Source organism: Citrobacter sp. Cpo040 (assembly GCF_030332915.1).
GTDB classification, from domain to species: Bacteria; Pseudomonadota; Gammaproteobacteria; order Enterobacterales; family Enterobacteriaceae; genus Citrobacter; species Citrobacter portucalensis.
Genome location: NZ_JAOWGX010000034.1, coordinates 1,368,963 through 1,390,902 on the forward strand (window position 1 = coordinate 1,368,963; position 21,940 = coordinate 1,390,902).

The 21,940-nt window shown below is 52.1% G+C and carries 14 protein-coding genes; 6 read left to right on the forward strand and 8 right to left on the reverse strand.

The window, feature by feature from the left end; all coding sequences use genetic code 11:
• Positions 1-246 precede the first annotated feature (246 nt).
• The gene (eco, locus tag OGX86_RS11365; RefSeq protein WP_048216405.1) at positions 247-744 is read left to right on the forward strand and encodes a serine protease inhibitor ecotin; all 498 of its coding nucleotides are present in this window, start codon (positions 247-249) and stop codon (positions 742-744) included.
• Between the two features lie 96 nt (positions 745-840).
• Here eco and mqo read toward each other — a convergent pair whose 3' ends face one another.
• Entirely contained in the window at positions 841-2,502 is a 1,662-nt protein-coding gene (mqo, locus tag OGX86_RS11370) for a malate dehydrogenase (quinone) (protein ID WP_003834639.1), read from the reverse strand.
• A gap of 278 nt (positions 2,503-2,780) precedes the next feature.
• Between mqo and OGX86_RS11375 the strand changes: the two genes are divergently transcribed.
• Positions 2,781-4,028 (forward strand): SulP family inorganic anion transporter, encoded by a 1,248-nt coding sequence (locus OGX86_RS11375; RefSeq protein WP_286640066.1) that lies wholly within the window; start codon positions 2,781-2,783, stop codon positions 4,026-4,028.
• Here OGX86_RS11375 and mgtE read toward each other — a convergent pair.
• The 6 genes from mgtE to OGX86_RS11405 form a co-directional block, all read right to left on the reverse strand.
• Positions 3,991-5,427, reverse strand: a complete 1,437-nt coding sequence (gene mgtE / locus OGX86_RS11380; protein ID WP_008785304.1) for a magnesium transporter — start codon at positions 5,425-5,427, stop codon at positions 3,991-3,993. The two genes, OGX86_RS11375 and mgtE, sit on opposite strands and share 38 nt — an antisense overlap.
• Positions 5,428-5,532: 105 nt before the next feature.
• The gene (locus tag OGX86_RS11385; protein ID WP_286640068.1) at positions 5,533-7,176 is read right to left on the reverse strand and encodes a multidrug ABC transporter permease/ATP-binding protein; all 1,644 of its coding nucleotides are present in this window, start codon (positions 7,174-7,176) and stop codon (positions 5,533-5,535) included.
• A gap of 75 nt (positions 7,177-7,251) precedes the next feature.
• A complete protein-coding gene (gene alkB, locus OGX86_RS11390) occupies positions 7,252-7,902 on the reverse strand; it encodes a DNA oxidative demethylase AlkB (protein ID WP_410741936.1) in 651 nt (216 codons plus the stop codon).
• Positions 7,902-8,966, reverse strand: coding sequence for a bifunctional DNA-binding transcriptional regulator/O6-methylguanine-DNA methyltransferase Ada (ada, locus tag OGX86_RS11395; protein WP_286563424.1), 1,065 nt, complete (start codon positions 8,964-8,966; stop codon positions 7,902-7,904). Before ada ends, alkB begins: the two co-directional genes overlap by 1 nt.
• Before the next feature lie 79 nt (positions 8,967-9,045).
• Positions 9,046-10,098, reverse strand: a complete 1,053-nt coding sequence (gene apbE, locus OGX86_RS11400) for an FAD:protein FMN transferase ApbE (protein WP_048224669.1) — start codon at positions 10,096-10,098, stop codon at positions 9,046-9,048.
• A gap of 114 nt (positions 10,099-10,212) precedes the next feature.
• Positions 10,213-11,328 carry a porin OmpC gene (locus OGX86_RS11405; RefSeq protein WP_048215883.1) on the reverse strand — a complete coding sequence of 372 codons (1,116 nt, stop codon included), beginning with the start codon at positions 11,326-11,328 and terminating at the stop codon, positions 10,213-10,215.
• Positions 11,329-12,066: 738 nt separating this feature from the next.
• Between OGX86_RS11405 and rcsD the strand changes: the two genes are divergently transcribed.
• The gene (gene rcsD, locus OGX86_RS11410; RefSeq protein ID WP_048215882.1) at positions 12,067-14,736 is read left to right on the forward strand and encodes a phosphotransferase RcsD; all 2,670 of its coding nucleotides are present in this window, start codon (positions 12,067-12,069) and stop codon (positions 14,734-14,736) included.
• A gap of 16 nt (positions 14,737-14,752) precedes the next feature.
• Positions 14,753-15,403: a response regulator transcription factor RcsB gene (gene rcsB / locus OGX86_RS11415; RefSeq protein ID WP_003027592.1), complete on the forward strand. Its 651-nt coding sequence runs from the start codon at positions 14,753-14,755 to the stop codon at positions 15,401-15,403.
• Positions 15,404-15,521: 118 nt separating this feature from the next.
• On the opposite strand, the gene rcsC is transcribed toward rcsB, so the two are convergent.
• Entirely contained in the window at positions 15,522-18,368 is a 2,847-nt protein-coding gene (gene rcsC, locus OGX86_RS11420; RefSeq protein WP_008785313.1) for a two-component system sensor histidine kinase RcsC, read from the reverse strand.
• A 168-nt stretch (positions 18,369-18,536) separates the two neighbouring features.
• Between rcsC and atoS the strand changes: the two genes are divergently transcribed.
• A complete protein-coding gene (atoS, locus tag OGX86_RS11425) occupies positions 18,537-20,375 on the forward strand; it encodes a two-component system sensor histidine kinase AtoS (protein ID WP_042307221.1) in 1,839 nt (612 codons plus the stop codon).
• Positions 20,372-21,757 (forward strand): acetoacetate metabolism transcriptional regulator AtoC, encoded by a 1,386-nt coding sequence (gene atoC / locus OGX86_RS11430; protein ID WP_286640071.1) that lies wholly within the window; start codon positions 20,372-20,374, stop codon positions 21,755-21,757. The genes atoS and atoC overlap by 4 nt, the downstream gene beginning before the upstream one ends.
• Positions 21,758-21,940 lie beyond the last annotated feature (183 nt).

The window sequence follows — 21,940 nt, forward strand, 5'->3', positions numbered from 1 at the left end:
GCGGGAAAAAATGCGCTTTTGCTCACATTTCAATGAGTTATATAACAATGTATATAACGAATTACTCAAAAAGACAAAGATATCAATATTAGGATAATTCCTAGGATATATCGCTACCATGGCAACGAAATTCTACCCAATACACTTTAAATATAAGTAAATCCAGATTAATAGATTATCCAAATATGTTAACCTGCTACAGACTCGTTCATAAGACAGAAGAAAGGAAACACTGTGAACAATAAGATGAAGACAATTGTCCCTGCCGTACTTTTCGCCGCCTTTGCCAGCACCTCTGCATGGGCTGCCAGTAACGATACCGCCGCTCAGCCGCTGGAAAAAGTCGCCCCTTATCCCAAGGCGGAAAAGGGTATGAAGCGCCAGGTTATCCAGCTTACCCCTGAGAAAGATGAATCTACTCTGAAAGTAGAACTGCTGATCGGACAAACGCTGGAAGTTGACTGTAACCAACACCGCCTGGGCGGAGAACTGGACAGCAAAACGCTGGAGGGTTGGGGATATGACTACTATGTCTTTGACAAAGTTACGTCTCCGGTTTCAACCATGATGGCCTGCCCGGACGGTAAGAAAGAGAAGAAATTCATTACTGCACATCTGGGTGATGACGGCATGCTGCGTTACAACAGCAAGTTGCCGATTGTGGTCTATACCCCGGAAAACGTGGACGTTAAATACCGTATCTGGAAAGCGGAAGACAAAATTCAGGACGCAGTCGCGCGCTAAGTGAGAATGTGCCGGATGGCAGCGTACCGCCTTATCCGGCCTACAGACGCATAAACAATGCCGGATAAGCGCAGCAGCGCCATCCGGCATTTTATTTTACAGCGCGATATCCGCGACGGCTTTCTGTTCAGGCTGCGGTTGTGCCTGAGGTTTCAGCTGTGGTTTCGGCGCTTCATCAGCAACCTGCGGCTTGTCATATTTCAGACCCAGAACCTCACTGGTGTACTGCAGCTCTTGTTCCGTAGCCTCAACGTTACCGTTCAGCTTAGTACCATAAGACGGAATAATGGTTTTCAGCTTCGCCTGCCACTCGGGGCTGGCTACTTTATCTTTAAACACTTTTTCCATCAGATGCAGCATGATCGGTGCCGCGGTTGATGCGCCCGGAGAAGCTCCCAGCAGCGCTGCAATCGTGCCTTCTTTATCGCTGACGACTTCAGTGCCCAGACGCAGCACGCCGCCCTTCTCCGCATCGCTTTTGATGATCTGCACACGCTGGCCAGCCTGCCATAAACGCCAGTCTTCTTTTTTCGCCTGCGGATAGTACTCTTGCAGCGCAGCAAAACGGTCGTCGTCGCTGAGCATCACCTGGCTCACCAGATATTTCACCAGATCGAAGTTATCCAGACCCACGTTGACCATCGGCATAAAGTTTGAGGTGGTGGTCGAGCTGAGCAGATCCCACAATGAACCATTCTTCAGGAACTTGGTGGAGAATGTCGCGAATGGCCCAAACAGCACAACGCGCTTGCCATCAAGGATACGGGTGTCGATATGCGGTACAGACATCGGCGGCGCGCCAACGGAGGCCTGACCGTACACTTTCGCCAGGTGGCGATTGACCACATCCGGGTTTTCCGCAACCAGGAACTGCCCGCCCACCGGGAATCCGGCATAGCCTTTCGCTTCCGGAATGTCGGTTTCCTGCAACAGCTTCAGCGCAGCGCCACCGGCACCGATAAAGACAAACTTCGCCTTGATATCGTGTTCCGCTTCGTTATTTTTCAGATCGGCGACTGTGACAGTCCAGCTATTATCGGCATTACGCTTAAAGCCACGCACTTCGGTGCTCAACTGCAGCGCAAAGTTGGGCTTTTTCTGCAATGAGGTAATCAGTTGGCGGGTGATTTCGCCGTAATTCACGTCAGTACCAATCTCGGTACGCGTTGCCGCGACTTTCTGCTGCGGATCGCGACCTTCCATGACCAGCGGCGCCCACTCTTTGATCTGCGCGTGGTCTTCTGAATAGCGCATACCACGGAACAGCGTGCTCTGCTGCAGTGCGGTGTAACGGGCACGCAGGAAGTTCACGTTCTCGTCACCCCAGACAAAACTCATGTGCGGAACGGTGGTGATAAACGAGCGTGGTTCATGCATTACGCCATTATTGACCTGATAGGCCCAAAACTGGCGGGAAATCTGGAAGGCTTCGTTAATTTCGACTGCCTTTTCAATGCTGATGCTACCGTCGGCCTTTTTAGGCGTGTAGTTCAGCTCCATCAGTGCGGAGTGGCCGGTTCCGGCGTTATTCCAGCCGTTTGAGCTTTCCTGCGCTACACCATCCAGTCGCTCAACCATGGTCATTGACCATTGCGGCTCCAGCTCCTGTAAATAGGTTCCCAGCGTGGCGCTCATGATGCCGCCGCCAATCAACAGTACATCCGTTTCCTGCTCTTCCGCCGCTTTCGCTTTTGCCGCCATCGAGACAACATTCAGCCCAACGGCCATGGTGAAGAGCATGGCAGTCACTTTTTTCATAATGTTAATGCCTTACTTTTAGTATCGCTTTTTTGCTTTTAATGCAGGTGAAAATCGAGCGGCACCAACGGTAACACTTAAGTAAAAATAATTAAATAAAGTTTATAAATTATATTTAATTTTTAAAAATGTTATTAATACGTTGATAGCTTATGCGGTTATTGACAATCATTTCTGGAAACCGGTCCATCTGACGGGTACTATGCTGCGCTTTGCTATTCACCGCACGGATGCCTGTCGGTCTGCTGTATCAGGCCATTTTTGACCTGAGTGTAACTATGTCTGCAACTCAACATTCCTCTGCCACAGTCTCAGAACACACGACCCGCGCCGTGCTCCGCCAACCCCGTCTGCTGGTGCGCGAAACGCTGGCCGGTGTGGTAACCGCCCTGGCGCTGATCCCGGAAGTAATCTCGTTTTCCGTGATCGCAGGCGTTGATCCTAAAGTCAGTCTGGTAGCCTCCGTCGTACTGTGCCTGGCGATGTCTTTTTTAGGCGGTCGTCCCGCAATGGTTACCGCCGCTGCAGGATCGGTCGCGCTGGTGATTGGTCCGATGGTGCATCAACACGGCGTGCAATACATCCTGCCTGCAGTGGTGCTGGCCGGGATGATTCAGATCCTGTTTGGTGTATTGGGAATGGCACGTCTGATGCGATTCATCCCTACGGCCGTGATGACCGGCTTTGTTAACGCGCTGGGGATATTGATTTTCTTTGCCCAGGTCCCGCATTTCTGGGGCAAAAGCCCGCTCATCTGGGGGCTGTTTGTCCTGACGCTGCTGATTGTGCTGTGGGTTCCGCGGTTTATTAAAGCAATCCCCGCACCGCTTATCGCCATCGTGCTGCTAACCGTGTTCACTGTCACCAGCGGGCAACTGTTACCGACCGTCGGTGACGAAGGTTCAATGAGCGGCGGACTGCCGGGTTTCACCCAGTTGTTGGCTCCGCTCAACCTGCACACGCTGGCGATTATCTGGCCCTGCGCGCTGAGTATCGCTTTTGTTGGTTTGATGGAGTCGTTGTTAACCGCCCGTCTGGTGGATGACCTGACGGTGACGCCGTCGAATAAAAATCGCGAGAGTGCCGGGCTGGGGATAGCCAATATTCTGGCCGGATTTTATGGCGGCATCGCCGGGTGCGCGATGATTGGTCAAACCATCGTTAACGTCGAGATGGGCAAAGGACGCAGCCGCGTCTCGACGGTTGCCGCCGGACTGGTATTACTCCTGTTAGTCACAGGGTTAAGCGAAGTTATGGCAGAAATACCCATGTCGGTGCTGGCAGGTATTATGGTGATTGTGGCGGTGAAAACCTTCAGTTGGCACAGCATCCAGCCCGCCACGCTGACGAAACTACCCGTCACTGAAACGCTGGTGATGCTGGTGACCGTCGCTGCCACGGTTTCTACCGGCAACCTGGCGATTGGCGTGGTTGCCGGGGTGATGACGATGCTTATTCTACCGCGTATCGTCAGACGCAAACGGGCGACTACATCAGAAACAGCGTTGCCAGACCGAGAAAAATAAAGAAACCACCAGTATCAGTGATAGCGGTTATCATGACGCTCGAGCCGACCGCCGGGTCGCGCCCGAGCTTCACCATCGTCATCGGAATGATAACCCCCATCAACGCCGCCATCAGCAGATTGAGCATCATCGCCAGAGTCATCACACCACCGAGCGCCATATCATCGTACAGCCACCAGGTAATGCCGCCCATAATCCCGCCCCACACGAGGCCGTTGATTAGCGCCACGCCCATCTCGCGCAGGATGAGAAACGTCAGGTTCCCCGGCTGAATATTTTGCAGCGCCAGCGCGCGGACGATCATAGTGATAGTTTGATTCCCGGTATTGCCGCCGATACCCGCCACAATCGGCATCAACGAGGCCAGCGCCACCAGTTGCGAAATCGTATGTTCAAAACCGTCGATCACCCGCGAGGCGATAAAGGCGGTACAGAGGTTAACGGCCAACCACGCCCAGCGGGTTTTTACCGCTTTGGTAACAGGCGCAAACACGTCCTCTTCGGCGCTTAAGCCCCCCATTCGACGCAGATCGGTATCGGTTTCTTCATAGACAACGTCGACGATCTCATCGATGGTTAAACGGCCCATCAGTTTACCGGAAGGGTCAACCACCGCGGCGCTGACCAGGTTGTCGCGTTCGAAGGTACGCGCAGCGTTTTCGGCGATATCTTCAGGAGAAAAGGTGAGCGGGTCATCTTCCATCACCTCGCTGACTTTTCGCTGCACATCATTGAGTAAAATGCAGGTTAGCGTCAGTTCGCCAACCAGCACTTTATTGCGATCGGTCACGAAAAGTTTATCGGTATTCTCCGGCATTTTCCCCAGCCGCCGCAGGTAGCGTTGCACCACTTCCAGCGTCACGTCCGGACGCACGGTGATGACCTCGAACTCCATGATCGCGCCGACGCTATTTTTCTCGTAGTGCAGCACCTGGCGGACGCGCGTCCGCTCCTCTGCCGGTAACGTCGCCAGCAGACGACCGGTAAGGTTACGAGGCAAATGCTGCACCAGGTAAATCTGTTCATCGATATCGAGATATTGCAGCGCATCCAGCAGCTCGCGGTCGCTCATCTCATCGATCAGGTCGTCCCAGACGTTTTCAGACGCCTCAAGCAAGACGTTACCGCGCTTTTCATTTTCGACCAGTCGCCACAGGGCGTGGCGCTCTTCAGAGGGCAAAGCTTCGAGGGTATCGGCCAGGTCTGGCGGTGGCAGGTGGGCCACCAGCGCCCCTACCTCAGCAATATCGTCGGCTAACGTACCGACGTCATATTGCTCAGCCAGGGTAAGCTTGCCCAACAGCGTTGATATAATGGCTTTATCAGTGGTCAGCAGCCAGATGAGGCGCGCACGCTCTTCATCACGCAGTCTGGCGCTGTTTTTGTTTATTACAGACATTAATCATAAATCCATGATATGAAATATCATTAATCATGATGCCGATTTATGTAAATAACAATAAACAGTGCCGTCGGGTGGCTAAAAAACCGGCGGCACGAAGGATCAGGCTGTGCGAGCCACCGCGTCGCGCGAGGCGGCGTCACGTTCATCGCCCAACAGTTCACTCAACTGTCCGTTACGCATTTCCAGTAGACGATCGGCGTGAATAAAATAGTGATCGTCGTGGCTGATGGCGAAAATGGTTTTCCCCATTTCCTGCATCAAAGGCAATAGCACCTGATAGAACTCCCGGCGGAAATGGGGATCCTGATCGGCAGCCCATTCATCCAGCAGAATGATGTCGCGCTCCTCCGCCAGGGCCAGCAGCAGCGCCACGCGTTTCTTCTGCCCTTTCGACAGCTTCAGATTGAGGATACGACCATCGCTCAGCTCCAGCTTATGACCCATCTTCAGATGTTCCAGCCACTTCGCGACCAGTTGCGGATTAGCCTCTTTACCTTCCGGCCCCAGCAGTTTGTCGAACAGCCAGACGTCGGTAAACACGGCGGAGAATAGCTTGCGGTAGTCTTCTGGTTTTTCAACGGCAACGGCCTTACCATCAAGCAATATTTCGCCTGACTGCGGCTGGTATAGACCGGTCAGTAACATCGCCAGCGTAGATTTTCCGCTACCGTTACCGCCAATCAGAAAGATCAGTTCACCGCGATGAATCGTCAGATTCACCGGCCCTACGGAAAACGCATTATCCTGATAGTGGAAAACCACGTTGCGCAGCTCCAGCGTTTGCCAGTTGGGAAACGCGGCTGGGCGTGGGAATTCGGCCTTAAAAGGTGCCAGTGCGAATTTATTCAGCTTGTTGAACGCCACCTGCGCGGTAAGCAGCGTCGGCAGCGCGCCAACGGCAGAGAGCAACGGTGTTCGCAGGAATAACAGCGTCAGAGAATAGGTCGCTGCCACGGCGGTATCAGCCCATCCCAGACTGTTAGCCATCCAGAACACCAGGCCAATGGCACCCAGCATCATAATGTTCGACCAGTTAACCGCGCTCAGGTGGAAGGTATCGGCACGGATAATATGGTGGCGATACTCTTTGGCATCCGGGACGTACATCTGATTAAAGATATGCTCGGCGCGCTCGCGGTTAAGCGTCAGCTCTTTGCGCCCTTCCAGCACCGTCTGATAATCGTTGTACAACTTGTCTTCAGTTTCGCGCAAGGTGGCCATGTGTTTATACACCCGCGCCACCAGCACAAATCCGCCCCAGATGGTGATTGCCATCCAGATTGCCGTTACCAGTAGCATTTTGGTCGACAGCATCGCCAGATACGCCGCCGATCCTATGGTCAGGATAATCCCCTGCACCAGCTCAGGCAGACGAACAAAGGCGATGGTGATGTTGCGGATATCACTGGTTAAACCGGCCAGCAACGAGGCGCTGCCAAGCTGTTCAATACGCTCGACGTGAGTATCCAGAATTCGTTTGATAAATTCGCTACGCAGGCGGTAGACAAAGTGGTGACCCAGCGTGGTCAACGCCAGCTGAGAACCGAGGGTGACAACCATCAACAACAGCAGCAGGCCAAGAAACTCCGGTAGCACCATCAGCGTGGTGTCGACCGTTTCGATCAAGCGCTGGTTGATAAACGCAATCAGCCCAATCCCCAACGCGGCGCTGGCGAGGCTGAGCGCCATCACGCTGATAAATGGCCAGCGATACTGCCGCCAGACAAGAAGTAAAAGTTCCATGCACACAACCCGGACAAGTAATAACAGCCCGCAGTTTAAACATCTCTTCGCTGACAGCAATAATAATTCTTATTTTTATTCTTTTTTACCTGCCTGGCGAAAAGTCAGATTGTAACGACAGTCTCCGGTCAACGGATGATAGCCCGTCTTAAGCGGCTGGATCCCATGATAAAACAGCCGCGAATTACCGCCCCACACCACGACATCGCCGTGTTCCAGCAGTAAACGCTTTAAAGGGTCATTACGGCGCAAGCCGCCAAATTGAAAGATGGCTGGTAGCCCCAGCGATACAGAGACAATTGGCGCCCGCAGGTCGGGCTCGTCTTTATCCTGATGTAAGGACAGTTTTGCCCCTGGCGTGTAGCGGTTAATCAGGCAGGCATTGGGTTGAAAATCAGCATAGCCCGCCGCCGTCGCCGCCTGTTGGCACAAATCAGCGAACGCATCCGGCAGCGGCGGCCAGTGCGTGCCGGTGAGTGGATCAAACGGAGAATAAAGATAGCCATGCTGATCCGTCGTCCAGCCCAGATGGCCGCAGTTGGTCATCGCCACCGACATCGTATAGCCGCCGGGCGTCACCATCTGGCGAAACGGCGACTGTCTGGCGACAGCCGCTATCGCCTGCAGTAAAGAGGGCGCAGAGTCAAAAGCGAAACGTCGCAGAATAACCGCACCTGACGCCAGCGGCTCCTGCCAGGGTTTCGCATCCGCAAAGAGATCGAGCATTATGTTTCCTCGCCAGTAGCTTCCCGATGCAGTAGCTGCGCCTTGCGCGCAATACCCCATCGGTAGCCCGAAAGTGCGCCATCGCCACGGATCACCCGGTGACACGGGATAACAATCGCCAGTTTGTTGGCCCCACAGGCACTGGCCACCGCGCGCACCGCCTTCGGTTTGCCGATGGCGCTGGCCAGCTGTTGGTAGCTCACTGTTTCGCCGCACGGAATTGTGCGCAGCGCCTGCCACACCTGCTGCTGAAATGCGGTGCCCCGGATATCCAGGGGTAGCGATAGCGGCGCGTCACGCGAATTGATCGCTACGATCACTTCGCGCACGCGCTGCTGAAAATTGGCATCTGCAGGAACATCCTGCGCGGCGGGAAACAGCGCATGAAGATCCGCAACCAACGTAGCGTCATCATCGCCAAGCAAGATCGCGCAGATACCCCGCTCGCTTTCCGCCACCAGACAGCGACCCAGAGCGCAATCTGCGAGGGTATAGCGTACAGAAACGTTGTCGCCACCTTTACGAAATTGCTTTGCCGTCATGCCTAATGCTTGATCGGCTTTGCGATAGTAGCTGCTGCTGTCGGGGAATCCGGCGTTGAGAATCGCCTGTGTAACCGGAACACCTTTCGCCAGGGCATCACGCAGACGGCGAGCACGCCATGATTGTTGCCACACTTTCGGGGTCATGCCCGTCGTGGCTTTGAACAGACGATGCAAGTGATACGGGCTCATTGCCACCTGCTGTGCCAGCTCGTCCAGCGTAAGAGGTGACTCTTGCTCCAACAACTGACAGGCGCGGGCAATTTTGTCCAGCCGATGCTGTTGCGCGCTGTCTTTATCCGGCTGGCAGCGCTTACAGGGGCGAAACCCGGCATCCTGAGCCTGCTGGGCATCGGCGAAAAAACGGACATTTTTGCGCAGCGCATGTTTTGCCCGACAGGACGGACGGCAGAAAATACCGGTGGTCTGGACGGCAAAAACAAACTGACCGTCGGCGTTAACGTCGCGATCCACAACGGACTGCCAACGGTCATCGTCAGTGATGCGTAAACGATTTTTCATTTCGGACTCCTTTGTTAAGCATAGCGCTTAGCCTCAGTGTGTCCCCATCGTCGGGCATAAAAACCCGCAATCTTGCTTTTTAATTTTTTTCGCTGACCAGAAAGCTATTAAACTGCGGCGACATCCAGGTTTTAAACCCCTCGCCCTCTTTCACAATCATATAGACCGCCAACCCTTCACGACGCACGACTTCTTTGGCCTTTTCCGGGCCGAGCACCATCAATCCGGTATCCCAGCCATCGGCCTCCAGCGCCGTTGGGGCAATCACCGTTACGGACACCAAATTATGTTCGATCGGGCGACCGGTTTGCGGGTCGATAACATGGGAAAGGCGCTTACCGTCCAGCTCATAATAGTTCCGGTAGCTGCCGGAGGTGCTAATGCCGTGCCCGTTAATGTCGACAATCGCCTGCACAGCGTTTTCGCGATCGGTCGGTTTCTGGATCGCCACTCGCCACGGATGCCCTTCAGCATTCATTCCTCTGCTGTTCAGTGCACCACCAACGGAAACCAGATAACGGGCGATCCCTTCTTGCTCCATCAATCGAGCCAGATGATCGGCGGCGTACCCTTCACCAACGGTAGAGAGATCCACATACAGATCCGGCAAGTCTTTTTGCAGGTAGTTCTGATGCGCTTCATTCACGACTTTCAGATGAGAAAGCCCGGTTTGCGCTTTTGCAGCGTCAATTTGCCCTTGGGTGGGAATATGCAACGGTTGCTGATCCGGGCCAAATCCCCACAGGTTGACTAACGGCCCCACGGTGATATCCATGGCCCCATCGGTTTTTGCACCAATGCGTAGCGCCGAAGTCACGATATCCGCCATGGCGTCGTTAACCGGCCACGGCGACAGACTTTTCGACAGGTTAAAGCGCATTAACGCAGAATCGTTTTTATAGGTGGAGAGCAGTTGATCATCGGCATCAAGCTGGGTCTGGATCTTGGCCTGCAGTTCCCTGGCGCGTTTGGCATCTACGCCTACCGCGCTGACCCGCCAGAAAGTGCCCATCGTTTTACCTTCCAGAACGATGGCAGGTGTTGTGGTCTGAGCAGGTTTCGGGGCCTCATCGCACCCGACAAAAAAGATCGTCACAGCCAGCAGTGCTGCGCGATAAAAATTCATTTCCATACGTAATTATCCTCATGCGAACGGGCGCAAGAGTACACCAAAAATCGTTGTTTGTACGGCGAAAAAACGGCATTAAAAAAGGCCCCGCAGGGCCTTTGATAGACATAATGTAGATTAGAACTGGTAAACCAGGCCCAGTGCTACGATGTCATCGGTGCTGATGCCAGCATCACGAGTGAACTGGTTGTCATCCAGCAGGTTGATTTTGTAATCAACATAGGTGGACATGTTTTTGTTGAAGTAGTAGGTCGCGCCAACATCAACATATTTCAGGATATCTTCGTCGCCATAGCCGCGGCCCAGGTCTTTACCTTTGGACTGCAGGTAAGCCACGGACGGACGCAGACCGAAGTCGAACTGGTACTGAGCAACGGCTTCGAAGTTCTGTGCTTTGTTAGCCCAGCCCAGGGAGCCTGCACGCGTTGCGTTGTAGGTCTGGGTGTACTGTGCTGCCAGGTACACGTTGTTCGCGTCGTATTTCAGACCACCAGTGTAGGTTTCAGCACGGTCGCCAGTACCGAAGTTCAAACGGTTCTGCTCGTCAGTACGTTTGGAGCTGGTGACAGCAGTACCCAGTGCGAAGCCTTCACCGATATCATAAGTGATAGATCCGCCAACGCCGTCGCCGTTTTGACGCAGCGCGTCACGACCGTTGTTGGTCACGCCAGTGAACGTTCTGCCGTTCTCGTCTTCGCCGCTTACGCTACCGTTTTTACCCTGATACTGAATGGCAAAGTTCAGGCCATCAACCAAACCGAAGAAGTCGGTGTTACGGTAGGTCGCGAAGCCGTTACCACGCTGCTGCATGAAGTTGTCAGCACCGTAAGTATCGCCGCCGAATTCCGGCAGAACGTCGGTCCAGGACGTTACGTCGTAAACTACGCCGTAGTTACGACCGTAGTCGAAAGAACCTACGTCAGCGAATTTCAGACCCGCAAACGCTACACGGGTCCAGGCGTTGTTTTCACTTTCAGCCGCATTACCCTGAATCTGGTATTCCCACTGGCCGTAACCGGTCAGTTGGTCGTTAACCTGAGTTTCGCCTTTGAAGCCGATACGCATGTAAGTCTTGTCACCATCATCACCTTTGTTGTCGGAGAAATAGTGCAGACCATCGACTTTACCGTACAGATCTAATTTGTTGCCGTCTTTGTTATAAATTTCAGCCGCATTCGCTGCGCCTGCTACCAGCAGTGCTGGTACCAGGAGGGACAGTACTTTAACTTTCATGTTATTAACCCTCTGTTATATGCCTTTATTGCTTTTTTATGCCACTGCATACTGATTAAGGTCATTAACCAGTCGGCAACTTCATTCTCCGCAAAAACACAGAATAATCCAACACGAATATGATACTAAAACTTTTAAGGTGTTTCATTTATCGGCATAGATGTTTCCAAATGTTAATGCGAGGGAACTTTTTTAAAATCAAAAAACAGTCGGAATAAGCACAAATAATCAAGAATCATTTCAATACTCTTTAAAATCAATGCATTACACAAAAAAATCTTATAGCACTGAATGACAAAACAAAATCTTCACTCGCAACTAAAATAGACCCGCTATCATCATTAACTTTATTTATTACCGTCATTCATTTATGAATGTCTGTTTACCCCTATTTCAGCCGAATGCTCAGCGTTCGGTTTTTTTTTACCCTTCTTTACACAAAACTTACCTTTCTGTGCTACCGATGCAAAACTATAACGACTATTAACTATCTCGTAGCGTTGTGATCAGATATAAATTTGATAAATAATTTCTTGTTATTTAATGCTAAATGTATACTTTCCGTACAAATATTTGTACCCGCCTTTATCCACTGTACACCTTTGCACCGTCATGGCTGCAACAAAATGAGGCGTAAAAAATGCAAGCTATGCCGCGCGGTGTAAGTGTGGTAATTCATACATTACCCTTTATACTGCCCCTTCATCTTTCGCGTCGTTTAACAGGTCATAAACACGAATGAGTCAGTCTGACACAACGGTTTCCACCCGATTCTCCCTGTTACCAGGAAGTATTACCCGTTTCTTCTTATTACTGATCGTTGTGCTGTTGGTGATGATGGGTGTTATGGTCCAGAGCGCCGTCAACACCTGGCTAAAGGATAAGAGTTATCAGATTGTCGATATTACCCATGCCATTCATAAAAGGGTCGATACCTGGCGATACGTGACCTGGCAAATCTATGACAATATTGCCGCTACAACCAGTTCACCAGGCGCAGATGGGCTACAGGAAACGCGTCTGAAACAAGATATCTATTATCTTGAGAAACCCCGCAGAAAGACTGAAGCGCTGATTTTCGGCTCGCATGACAGTTCTACACTGGAAATGACCCAGCGTATTTCAACGTATCTGGACACGTTGTGGGGCGCGGAGAATGTCCCATGGTCAATGTATTACCTGAATGGTCAGGACAACAGCCTGATCCTAATCTCGACGTTACCGCTGAAAGATCTGACCTCTGGTTTTAAAGAATCGACGATTGGAAATATTGTGGATTCCCGGCGCGCTGAGATGCTGCAACAGGCTAATGCGCTGGATGAACGTGAAAGCTTCTCTTCACTGCGCCGTCTGGCCTGGCAAAACGGGCATTACTTCACGCTACGCACGACCTTTAATCAGCCAGGACATCTGGCAACGGTTGTCGCCTTTGACCTGCCGATTAATGACTTGATCCCTCCCGGGATGCCGTTGGACAGTTTCCATCTGGAACCTGATGCCACCTCAACGACCGAGCACCTGAATGAAAAAGAGTCGCCTGACAGCGTCAGCATTAATTTCAACAACAGTAAAATTGAGATCTCTTCGGCGCTAAACTCAACGGATATGCGGCTGGTGTGGCAGGTTCCGTTTGGCTCATTGCTGCTCGACACATTGCAAAGCATTCTGCTACCGCTTTTGCTGAACATTGCGTTACTGGCTCTGGCGCTGTTTGGCTATACCACCTTTCGCCACCTCCCTGCCCGTTCGACTGAAGTGGCGCCAAACCTTGCGGCAAATAACGAACTGCGTGTTCTGCGCGCAATCAATGAAGAGATTGTTTCCCTTCTGCCGCTGGGATTACTGGTACACGATCAGGAAGCAAACCGCACGGTTATCAGCAATAAAATTGCCGACCACCTGCTGCCGCATTTAAATCTGCAAAACATTACCAATATGGCAGAGCAGCATCAGGGAGTGATTCAGGCCACCATCAATAATGAACTGTATGAGATCAGACTGTTTCGCAGCCAGATCTCCCCGAGAACGCAGATCTTTATCATTCGTGACCAGGACCGCGAGGTGCTGGTCAATAAGAAACTGAAACAAGCACAGCGGCTGTATGAGAAAAACCAGCAGGCCCGCGCGGCCTTTATGCAGAATATTGGCAGCGCGCTGAAAGACCCCGCGAAAACGCTGGCTGCTAATGCCGCCGCGCTCAATACACCAGACAGCCAGAAACTGGCCAATCAGGCCGACGTTCTGGTGCGCATGGTGGACGAAATCCAGCTAGCCAACCTGCTGGAGAACGATGCCTGGAAAGGTGAATCCACACTGTTTTCCGTGCAGGCATTAATTGACGACGTGGTTCCGGAGGTTCTGCCGGCCATTAAGCGCAAAGGGCTGCAGCTGCTGATTAAAAATCACTTAAGCGCCCATGACGAACGCCGTGGCGATCGCGATGCCTTGCGCCGTATTTTGCTGCTGTTGATCCAATATGCGGTAACCACCACGCAGATTGGTAAAATCACGCTGGAAGTCGACCAGGATGAGTCAGAGGCCGAACGCCTGACCTTCCGCATTCTGGATACCGGGGAAGGCGTCACATTAAATGAAGTTGATAATCTCCATTTCCCATTCATTAATGACACGCAGGGCGATCGGTATGGCAAAGCCAACCCGCTGACGTTCTGGCTGTGCGATCAGTTAGCCCGCAAACTTGGCGGACACCTGAATATTAAAGCACGGGAAGAACTTGGAACACGTTACATCGTCCATGTTAAAATGCCGCTGCACGATCAACATGCTGATAGTGAAGAGCGCCTGTTGGATGACGTCTGCGTAATGGTTGATGTCACCTCAAATGACGTACGTAGCATTGTATTACGTCAGCTGGAAAACTGGGGGGCAACCTGCATCACGCCCGATGAACGGTTGAATAGTCAAGAATATGATCTCTTTTTAACGGATAATCCGTCTAATCTTACTGCCTCAGGCCTACTTTTAAGCGATGATGAGTCTGGCGTACGGAAAATTGGCCCAGGCCAACTGCGCGTCAACTTTAATATGAGCAATGCTATGCAGGAAGCTGTCCTTGAGCTGATTGAAGAGCAGCTGGCACAAGAAGAGTTCCAGGAACTCCCCCTCGGCGGAGATGAAAACGCCGAACTTCATGCCAGTGGTTACTACGCACTCTTTGTAGACACAGTACCGGATGATGTTAAGAGGTTGTATACTGAGGCGGCTATCAGCGATTTCGCTGCATTAGCCCAAACGGCCCATCGCCTGAAAGGCGTGTTTGCCATGCTTAATCTGGTACCCGGCAAGCAGTTATGTGAAGCGCTGGAACATCTTATTCAAGAGAAAGATGCTCCAGGTATAGAAAAATACATCAGCGACATTGACGTTTACGTCAAGAGCTTGCTGTAGCAAGGTAGCCCAATACATGAACACTATGAACGTAATTATTGCCGATGACCACCCGATTGTACTGTTCGGTATTCGTAAATCACTTGAGCAAATCGAGTGGGTAAATGTTGTCGGCGAATTTGAAGACTCCACTGCACTGATCAACAATTTGCCTAAGTTGGATGCGCATGTGTTGATTACCGACCTCTCCATGCCGGGAGATAAATACGGTGATGGGATCACGTTAATTAAATATATCAAGCGTCATTTCCCAAGCCTGTCGATTATCGTTCTGACCATGAACAACAATCCGGCTATCCTGAGCGCGGTACTGGATCTCGATATCGAAGGGATCGTACTGAAGCAAGGCGCGCCAACCGACCTGCCAAAAGCGCTGGCCGCGCTGCAGAAAGGTAAGAAATTTACCCCGGAAAGCGTGTCTCGTCTGCTGGAGAAAATCAGCGCCAGCGGCTATGGCGACAAACGTCTGTCACCGAAAGAGAGTGAAGTTCTGCGCTTGTTTGCCGAAGGTTTCCTGGTTACTGAGATCGCCAAAAAGCTCAACCGCAGCATTAAAACCATCAGTAGCCAGAAAAAATCGGCAATGATGAAGCTTGGTGTGGAAAACGATATCGCACTGCTGAATTACCTCTCCTCTGTGACGCTGAGTCCGTCAGACAAAGAGTAATTCTTTATCACGTCAAAATGCCTGATGGCGCTGCGTTTATCAGGCCTACGAATAAACAGCATCGTGCACGTTTCGTAGGCCGGATAAGACTAACGCCGCCATCCGGCTCTTTTATCCCCTATCCCCGCGTTTTTCTCACTCTTTCCGCATAGACCGCCAGCGTTTGCTTCAATACGTCTAAGGTCACCGGCTTGGACAGACAGCTATCCATACCTGATTCCAGACAACGCTGCTTCTCTTCGGCCAGCGCGTTTGCCGTTACCCCCACAACAGGCAGCGTTAACCCTAGCTGGCGGATACGCTGCGTCAGGCGATAACCATCCATATTTGGCATGTTGACGTCACTCAGCACGATATCGATATGGTTTTTGCTGAGTACATTGAGCGCATCCACACCGTCATTCGCCGTTTTACACTGATATCCCAACGATCCCAGCTGATCGGCCAGTAAGCGCCGGTTGATAGGGTGATCGTCAACAACCAGGATCATCATGTCATCGTTCGTCGCACCGGCTTTATCCGGGGCTGGCAGCGCCGTGGAGAGATCTTCACTCCCCAGCTCTACACTGTAGATATGCGCCAACAGCGCAGGCAGTTCGTGCGGTGACGCCACGCTGTGTACCCATTCTCCAGGCTCTCTTTCCAGCGGAATGCCAATATGGCGGCGGCAGAAAATTACCGCTGCTCGTCCCTGCCAGGCCTGTTCCAGCACATCGTCGGCCACCAGCAGGTCATCCGCATCGGGCTGTTGTCCCTCATATCGCAGCACCGTCATCCCGTTACGCGTCAGGCTGGATTCGAGAAATTGGTACAGTGACGCATTACGTACTGCCAGCCAGCAACGCGTGCCTGCCAATCCTTCAACACCCTTTTTCAGCGGATACTGTGCGCCATAAAGCGGAATACGCAGCGTAAACTGACTCCCCATTCCCGGCTCGGAATCGACGGAAATATCCCCATCCATCATGCTGATCAGTTTTTCACAAATCGCCAAACCGAGTCCCGTTCCCTGGAAATTACGCTGTACGCCAGTCCCCACCTGGAAGAAAGGATCGAACAACCGAACCACCTCTTTGGCAGGGATCCCTACACCGGTATCACGCACTCGAATGCTCAGGTAGTCGCCGCTGCACTGCACGTGCAGCACAATACAACCGGTATCGGTAAACTTGATTGCGTTACTCAGCAGATTAGAAATCACCTGTTGTAAACGCATCGGATCGCCATTCAGCGCCACGGGCACATCCGGGTCGATAAAGCAGTACAACCCCAACTGCTTGCGGACCACCAGCGGCAAATAGTTAGCCGTAATATGGTTCATGACTTCACGCGGTGAAAACTCTCGCGGCTCAATCTTCAGCTGTTCAGATTCGATTTTTGAGAAGTCGAGAATATCGCTGATAATTTTCAGCAGCAGGCTGGAAGAGTTATTCATCGCCGTTACCAGACGATCCACCCCACTCGGTAACTCTTTGGTTTGCAACAAATCAAGATTACCGATAATGCCATATAGCGGTGTACGTAGCTCATGGCTCACCGTCGCAAGGAACATCGATTTGGACTGGCTGGCCTGTTCCGCCGCCTGCGCCATCTCCTGCAACGACTCTTCCATTTTAACGCGCGCACTGACATCAACCAGGACACAAATTGCCACGTTTTCATTGCGATAGCGCGAGTGCACAAAGCTGATTTGCAGATTGGTATTGTTGCTGGTCAGTACATCAACAAAATTGACCTGTTGGCCGCAAATAATTTGCGTTAGCCGCTGACGGTCTTCATGCGTCAACATGTTCAGATAGGTGTGCGCCAGTTCGTTACTCAGGATGTTAATCCCATCCATCGTGCGCAGAATACAAATACCCACCGGCGCAGAAGCTACGATTTTACGGTTAAACTGCTCATGTTCTTCCAGCCGCTGAGCATCACTTTCCGCCGGAATAAAAATGCGCCGTTCATACATGCGCGTGAGCATAAACAATGCCGCGCCAACCAGCACGTTCAACAAGATAGCGTTCAGGATCATCATGCGGATCCGTTCCAGCACCAGATCGACCGGAACGGAGTACACGATGCTCAGGGAGGACGGAGGCAGATTCTTCTTCAATACCAGCTCGCGGAAACCCGGCGTGTAGCCAAACCAGGAGCGCTCCTGCATCCAGTGGGGCTCAGCCTTAATATTCCCTTCAGGGCCAGTGAGAGAAATTAGCGCATGGCCATTTTCGTCGAGGATGGTCACACCCATCGGTAAACTGCCCGGAGTGAAGAAATTCTCCATGCGAATAGGCTGCTCTACGCCCAACAGCGCCTGGAGGCGATTGGCGAGGTAAACCGGCGTCAGCGCATAGAAATACCCTACTCCCGGACGTGGCCCCTGGCTGATCCAGAACAAGTTGTTACCGTTTTCGTCTTGCGTAGCATTGCGATACTTAATAATGCGCTCATGCAGCGCCTTCAGGGCCTCGTCACGTTCGACGGGCATATCACGCAAGCCGAAATTGGCCATACAGAGGTTGTCGCTGCCGATCAGGAACACTCGATTTAAATCATAGGCGGCGGAAAAGTTGTCGCGCCAGTAGCGCATAAACCATGCCAGTGATTCCAGAGAACCTCGCCAGGCGTTGCCCATGACAGAACAGTCTGAGTCGGCAAACAACGGCTCAAAATTAGGCACGACGGTTTTATCATCTCGCGCCCGCAGCGACATCACACCGTTTTCCGCCGTTAAGCGATTCTCGGCAATATATTTAAGCTCTTTAATGACATCAGATGTGCGCTGAATGTAGCGCTGGGCCTGATCGGAGCTGAGATTAAGTTCCTGATGGATCTCAGACTCTCGCTGGTGCAGCGCATTCACAATGTAGAACACGGAGGCGAACGCAATCAGACACCAGATGACGAGCGCCAACGCTCTGAACAGGTAGCGTGAAACTTTTAGGGTTGAATGAACGGAAGCAAGGTATTTCAAAGGGGCGAAGCTCCGCCTCAGGGCATTAATAGAGTGTGGTTAAGGTAGCGGTAAATGTCCGGCGTCGCAATGCCCTCTCTTTACGGGAATATGATACACCGCGCTGAAACCGTTGTCTTAACCCGTGATAATCGTCGTTTGCCTGAAAAACACTGCATGGATGTCAGAATGCGCGACCTGAGATGGCTGGCTCGTCGGTTATATCCACGACGATTACGCAACCAAATGATCATGATGGCCATTCTGATGGTCATCATTCCGACGATATCCATAGGTTATATCGTAGAAACTGAAGGCCGTTCAGCAGTCTTATCTGAAAAAGAGAAAAAACTGTCATCAGTCATAGCTCTGCTAAACGATGCGCTGGGCGACAGCTTTAACAACTACGACAACCTGCCGCGCGAAGAGCGCATTCGGGCGCTTAATCATGAGTTAGCCCCCGTTACCGAGCGAATTACCCGGGCGTTTCCCGGCGTTGGCGCAGGGTATTACCACAAAGCGCTGGATGCCATTATCACCTACGCGCCCTCTGCGCTGTATCAGAGCAATGTAGGTATCACTATCACCGACGATCATCCGGGACGCGAAGTGATGAGTAGCAATGCGCCAGTGGTCTATTCTGGGCGACAGGTGCGCGGCGACATACTCAACTCAATGATCCCAATAGAGCGCCATGGAGAGGTTATTGGGTATATCTGGGCCAATGAGCTAACCCAAGATATCCGCCAGCAGGCCTGGAGAATGGACGTCAGGATAATTGCCGTGCTGGTTACCGGGCTCATCTTTAGTCTGCTGCTGATCGTGCATTTTTCACGCCGACTCAGTGCGAATATCGACATTATCACTGATGGGCTCTCAACGCTGGCACAAAAAACGCCCGCCCGACTGCCTGAACTCCCCGGCGAGCTGGGACAAATCAGCCGTAGTGTTAATGCGCTGGCGCAAACGCTACGGGAAACCAAAACCCTCAACGATCTGATTATTGAAAATGCCGCAGATGGTGTGATCGCCATCGACAGACAAGGCGACGTCACCACCATGAACCCGGCGGCAGAGCAGATAACTGGCTACACGCTGCATGAACTGGTCGGACAGTCCTATGCAACGCTGTTTGCCAACACGCAGTTTCATAGCCCGGTACTGGATACTCTTGAGCACGGTACTGAGCACGTGGCTCAGGAGATTAGCTTTCCGGGACGTGAACGCACCATTGAGATAAGTGTTACCACCAGTCGGATCCATAACGCACACGGTGAGCTGATTGGCGCGCTGGTTATTTTCTCCGATTTAACCGCCCGGAAAGAGACCCAGCGTCGGTTGGCGCAAACCGAAAGGCTCGCCACTCTGGGTGAACTGATGGCCGGGGTCGCGCATGAAGTGAGAAACCCGCTGACCGCAATCCGTGGCTACGTCCAGATCATCCGCCAGCAAACCTCCCTGCCGGAACATCAGGAGTATTTATCTGTTGTGCTTAACGAAATTGATTCCATCAATAAAGTTATTCAACAACTGTTAGATTTTTCACGCCCGCGACAAAGCCAGTGGCAGCAGATTCAGCTCAATGCGTTGATTGAAGAAACGCTAATCCTGGTGCAAACCGCCGGCCTTCAGGCACGGATTGGTTTTACCACGGAATTAGATCCCAGCCTGCCGCCGATCGTCGCCGATCGCGAACTCCTCAAGCAGGTGATCCTCAACATTTTAATCAATGCGGTACAGGCGATCGCTGCGCGAGGCGAAATTCGCATTCGCACCTGGCAATACTCGGCCTCACAGCAGGCCGTGATGATTGAAGATAATGGCAACGGTATCGATCTCGCCATCCAGAAGAAAATATTCGATCCCTTTTTTACGACAAAAGCGTCAGGCACTGGTCTTGGACTGGCGCTGAGCCAGCGCATCATCAATGCGCATCAGGGGGATATCCACGTCACCAGCCAACCCGGCTGTGGGGCAATATTCACCCTGATTTTACCTCTTAACCCGCAGGGAAATCCGTCAGAATGAAAACGACATACCGTATTCTCATCGTTGATGATGAAGAAAATGTTCGCCGTATGCTTGCCACCGCATTTTCCCTGCAAGGGCATGAAACGCATTGCGCCAGCGACGGGAAAGCCGCGCTGAGCCTGTTTAGCGAAACGCAGCCAGACGTCGTGCTGATGGATATTCGCATGCCGGAGATGGACGGCATCGACGCGCTGAAAGTGATGCGCGCGCAACAACCACGGATCCCCGTCATTCTGATGACCGCTTACGCCGAAGTCGAAACCGCCGTAGAAGCGCTACGTAGCGGCGCATTTGATTACGTGATTAAACCTTTTGATCTCGACGAGCTAAGCATGGTGATTCAACGCGCATTGCAACTGCAGGAGATGAAACAGGAAATCCGCAATCTACACAAAGCCTTGAGCACCAGCTGGCAGTGGGGGCATATTCTGACCAACAGTCCGCGTATGATGGATATCTGTAAAGACACGGCGAAAATCGCCCTCTCACAGGCCAGTGTCCTGATAAGCGGTGAAAGCGGCACAGGAAAAGAGCTGATCGCCCGCGCCATTCACTACAACAGCAAACGCGCCAATGGCCCATTTATCAAAGTTAACTGCGCGGCTCTGCCGGAGTCGCTGCTGGAAAGCGAGCTATTTGGTCACGAAAAAGGCGCTTTTACCGGGGCGCAGACGTTGCGTCAGGGGTTATTCGAGCGCGCTCATCAGGGAACGCTGTTGCTTGATGAAATTGGTGAGATGCCGCTGGTGTTGCAGGCCAAACTGCTGCGTATTTTGCAGGAGAGAGAGTTTGAACGCATCGGCGGGCACCAGACCATTCGCGTTGATATTCGTATCGTTGCCGCCACCAACCGCTGCCTGCAAACCATGGTGAAGGAAGGAACGTTTCGCGAAGACCTGTTTTACCGGCTCAACGTTATCCATTTAACTTTGCCTCCCTTACGCGAGCGTCGTGAAGACATTGCCTTACTCGCCAACCACTTTTTACAAAAATTCAGCGCTGAAAATCAGCGCGATATCATCGAGATCGACCCGACGGCAATGTCGATGCTCACCGCCTGGCCCTGGCCGGGTAACATTCGTGAACTGTCAAACGTCATCGAACGTGCCGTCATTATGAATACTGGCGCGATAATTTTTGCCGACGATCTCCCCGACACTTTCCGCAACCCGGTGAGCGCCACGACAGAGACAAAACCGACTCACTCCGGGGAGCGCAATCTGAAAGAAGAGATTAAGCGTGAGGAAAAACGAATTATCCTCGAAGTCCTCGACAGTCAGGATGGCAACCGCACTCGCACGGCGTTGATGCTGGGGATTAGCCGACGCGCCCTGATGTATAAATTACAAGAGTACGGCATCGACCCTTCGGGTTCCTGATACGCAAATTTGCTATGCAGAATTTTGCACACTGCGCAAAATTCTGCATAGCCCCTCGCTTTACCGCCCCGTTAGAAATATTGGAATACATTAATAAATTCAAATAATTAAGGATTAATACGTCTTTTAAAGCATCCTGGCATTCTGCTTGCACTTCCCTGAGCGCACCCAAAATGGAGTATG

Excerpts from the sequence above, each read along its gene's own strand:
- atoS (WP_042307221.1), top strand. The coding sequence starts at position 18,537 with ATGCGCGACCTGAGATGGCTGGCTCGTCGGTTATATCCACGACGATTA.
- OGX86_RS11375 (WP_286640066.1), top strand. The coding sequence starts at position 2,781 with ATGTCTGCAACTCAACATTCCTCTGCCACAGTCTCAGAACACACGACC.
- OGX86_RS11405 (WP_048215883.1), bottom strand. The coding sequence starts at position 11,328 with ATGAAAGTTAAAGTACTGTCCCTCCTGGTACCAGCACTGCTGGTAGCA.
- mqo (WP_003834639.1), bottom strand. The coding sequence starts at position 2,502 with ATGAAAAAAGTGACTGCCATGCTCTTCACCATGGCCGTTGGGCTGAAT.
- OGX86_RS11385 (WP_286640068.1), bottom strand. The coding sequence starts at position 7,176 with ATGGAACTTTTACTTCTTGTCTGGCGGCAGTATCGCTGGCCATTTATC.
- eco (WP_048216405.1), top strand. The coding sequence starts at position 247 with ATGAAGACAATTGTCCCTGCCGTACTTTTCGCCGCCTTTGCCAGCACC.
- atoC (WP_286640071.1), top strand. The coding sequence starts at position 20,372 with ATGAAAACGACATACCGTATTCTCATCGTTGATGATGAAGAAAATGTT.
- apbE (WP_048224669.1), bottom strand. The coding sequence starts at position 10,098 with ATGGAAATGAATTTTTATCGCGCAGCACTGCTGGCTGTGACGATCTTT.
- ada (WP_286563424.1), bottom strand. The coding sequence starts at position 8,966 with ATGAAAAATCGTTTACGCATCACTGACGATGACCGTTGGCAGTCCGTT.
- alkB (WP_410741936.1), bottom strand. The coding sequence starts at position 7,902 with ATGCTCGATCTCTTTGCGGATGCGAAACCCTGGCAGGAGCCGCTGGCG.
- rcsB (WP_003027592.1), top strand. The coding sequence starts at position 14,753 with ATGAACACTATGAACGTAATTATTGCCGATGACCACCCGATTGTACTG.
- mgtE (WP_008785304.1), bottom strand. The coding sequence starts at position 5,427 with ATGTCTGTAATAAACAAAAACAGCGCCAGACTGCGTGATGAAGAGCGT.
- rcsD (WP_048215882.1), top strand. The coding sequence starts at position 12,067 with ATGAGTCAGTCTGACACAACGGTTTCCACCCGATTCTCCCTGTTACCA.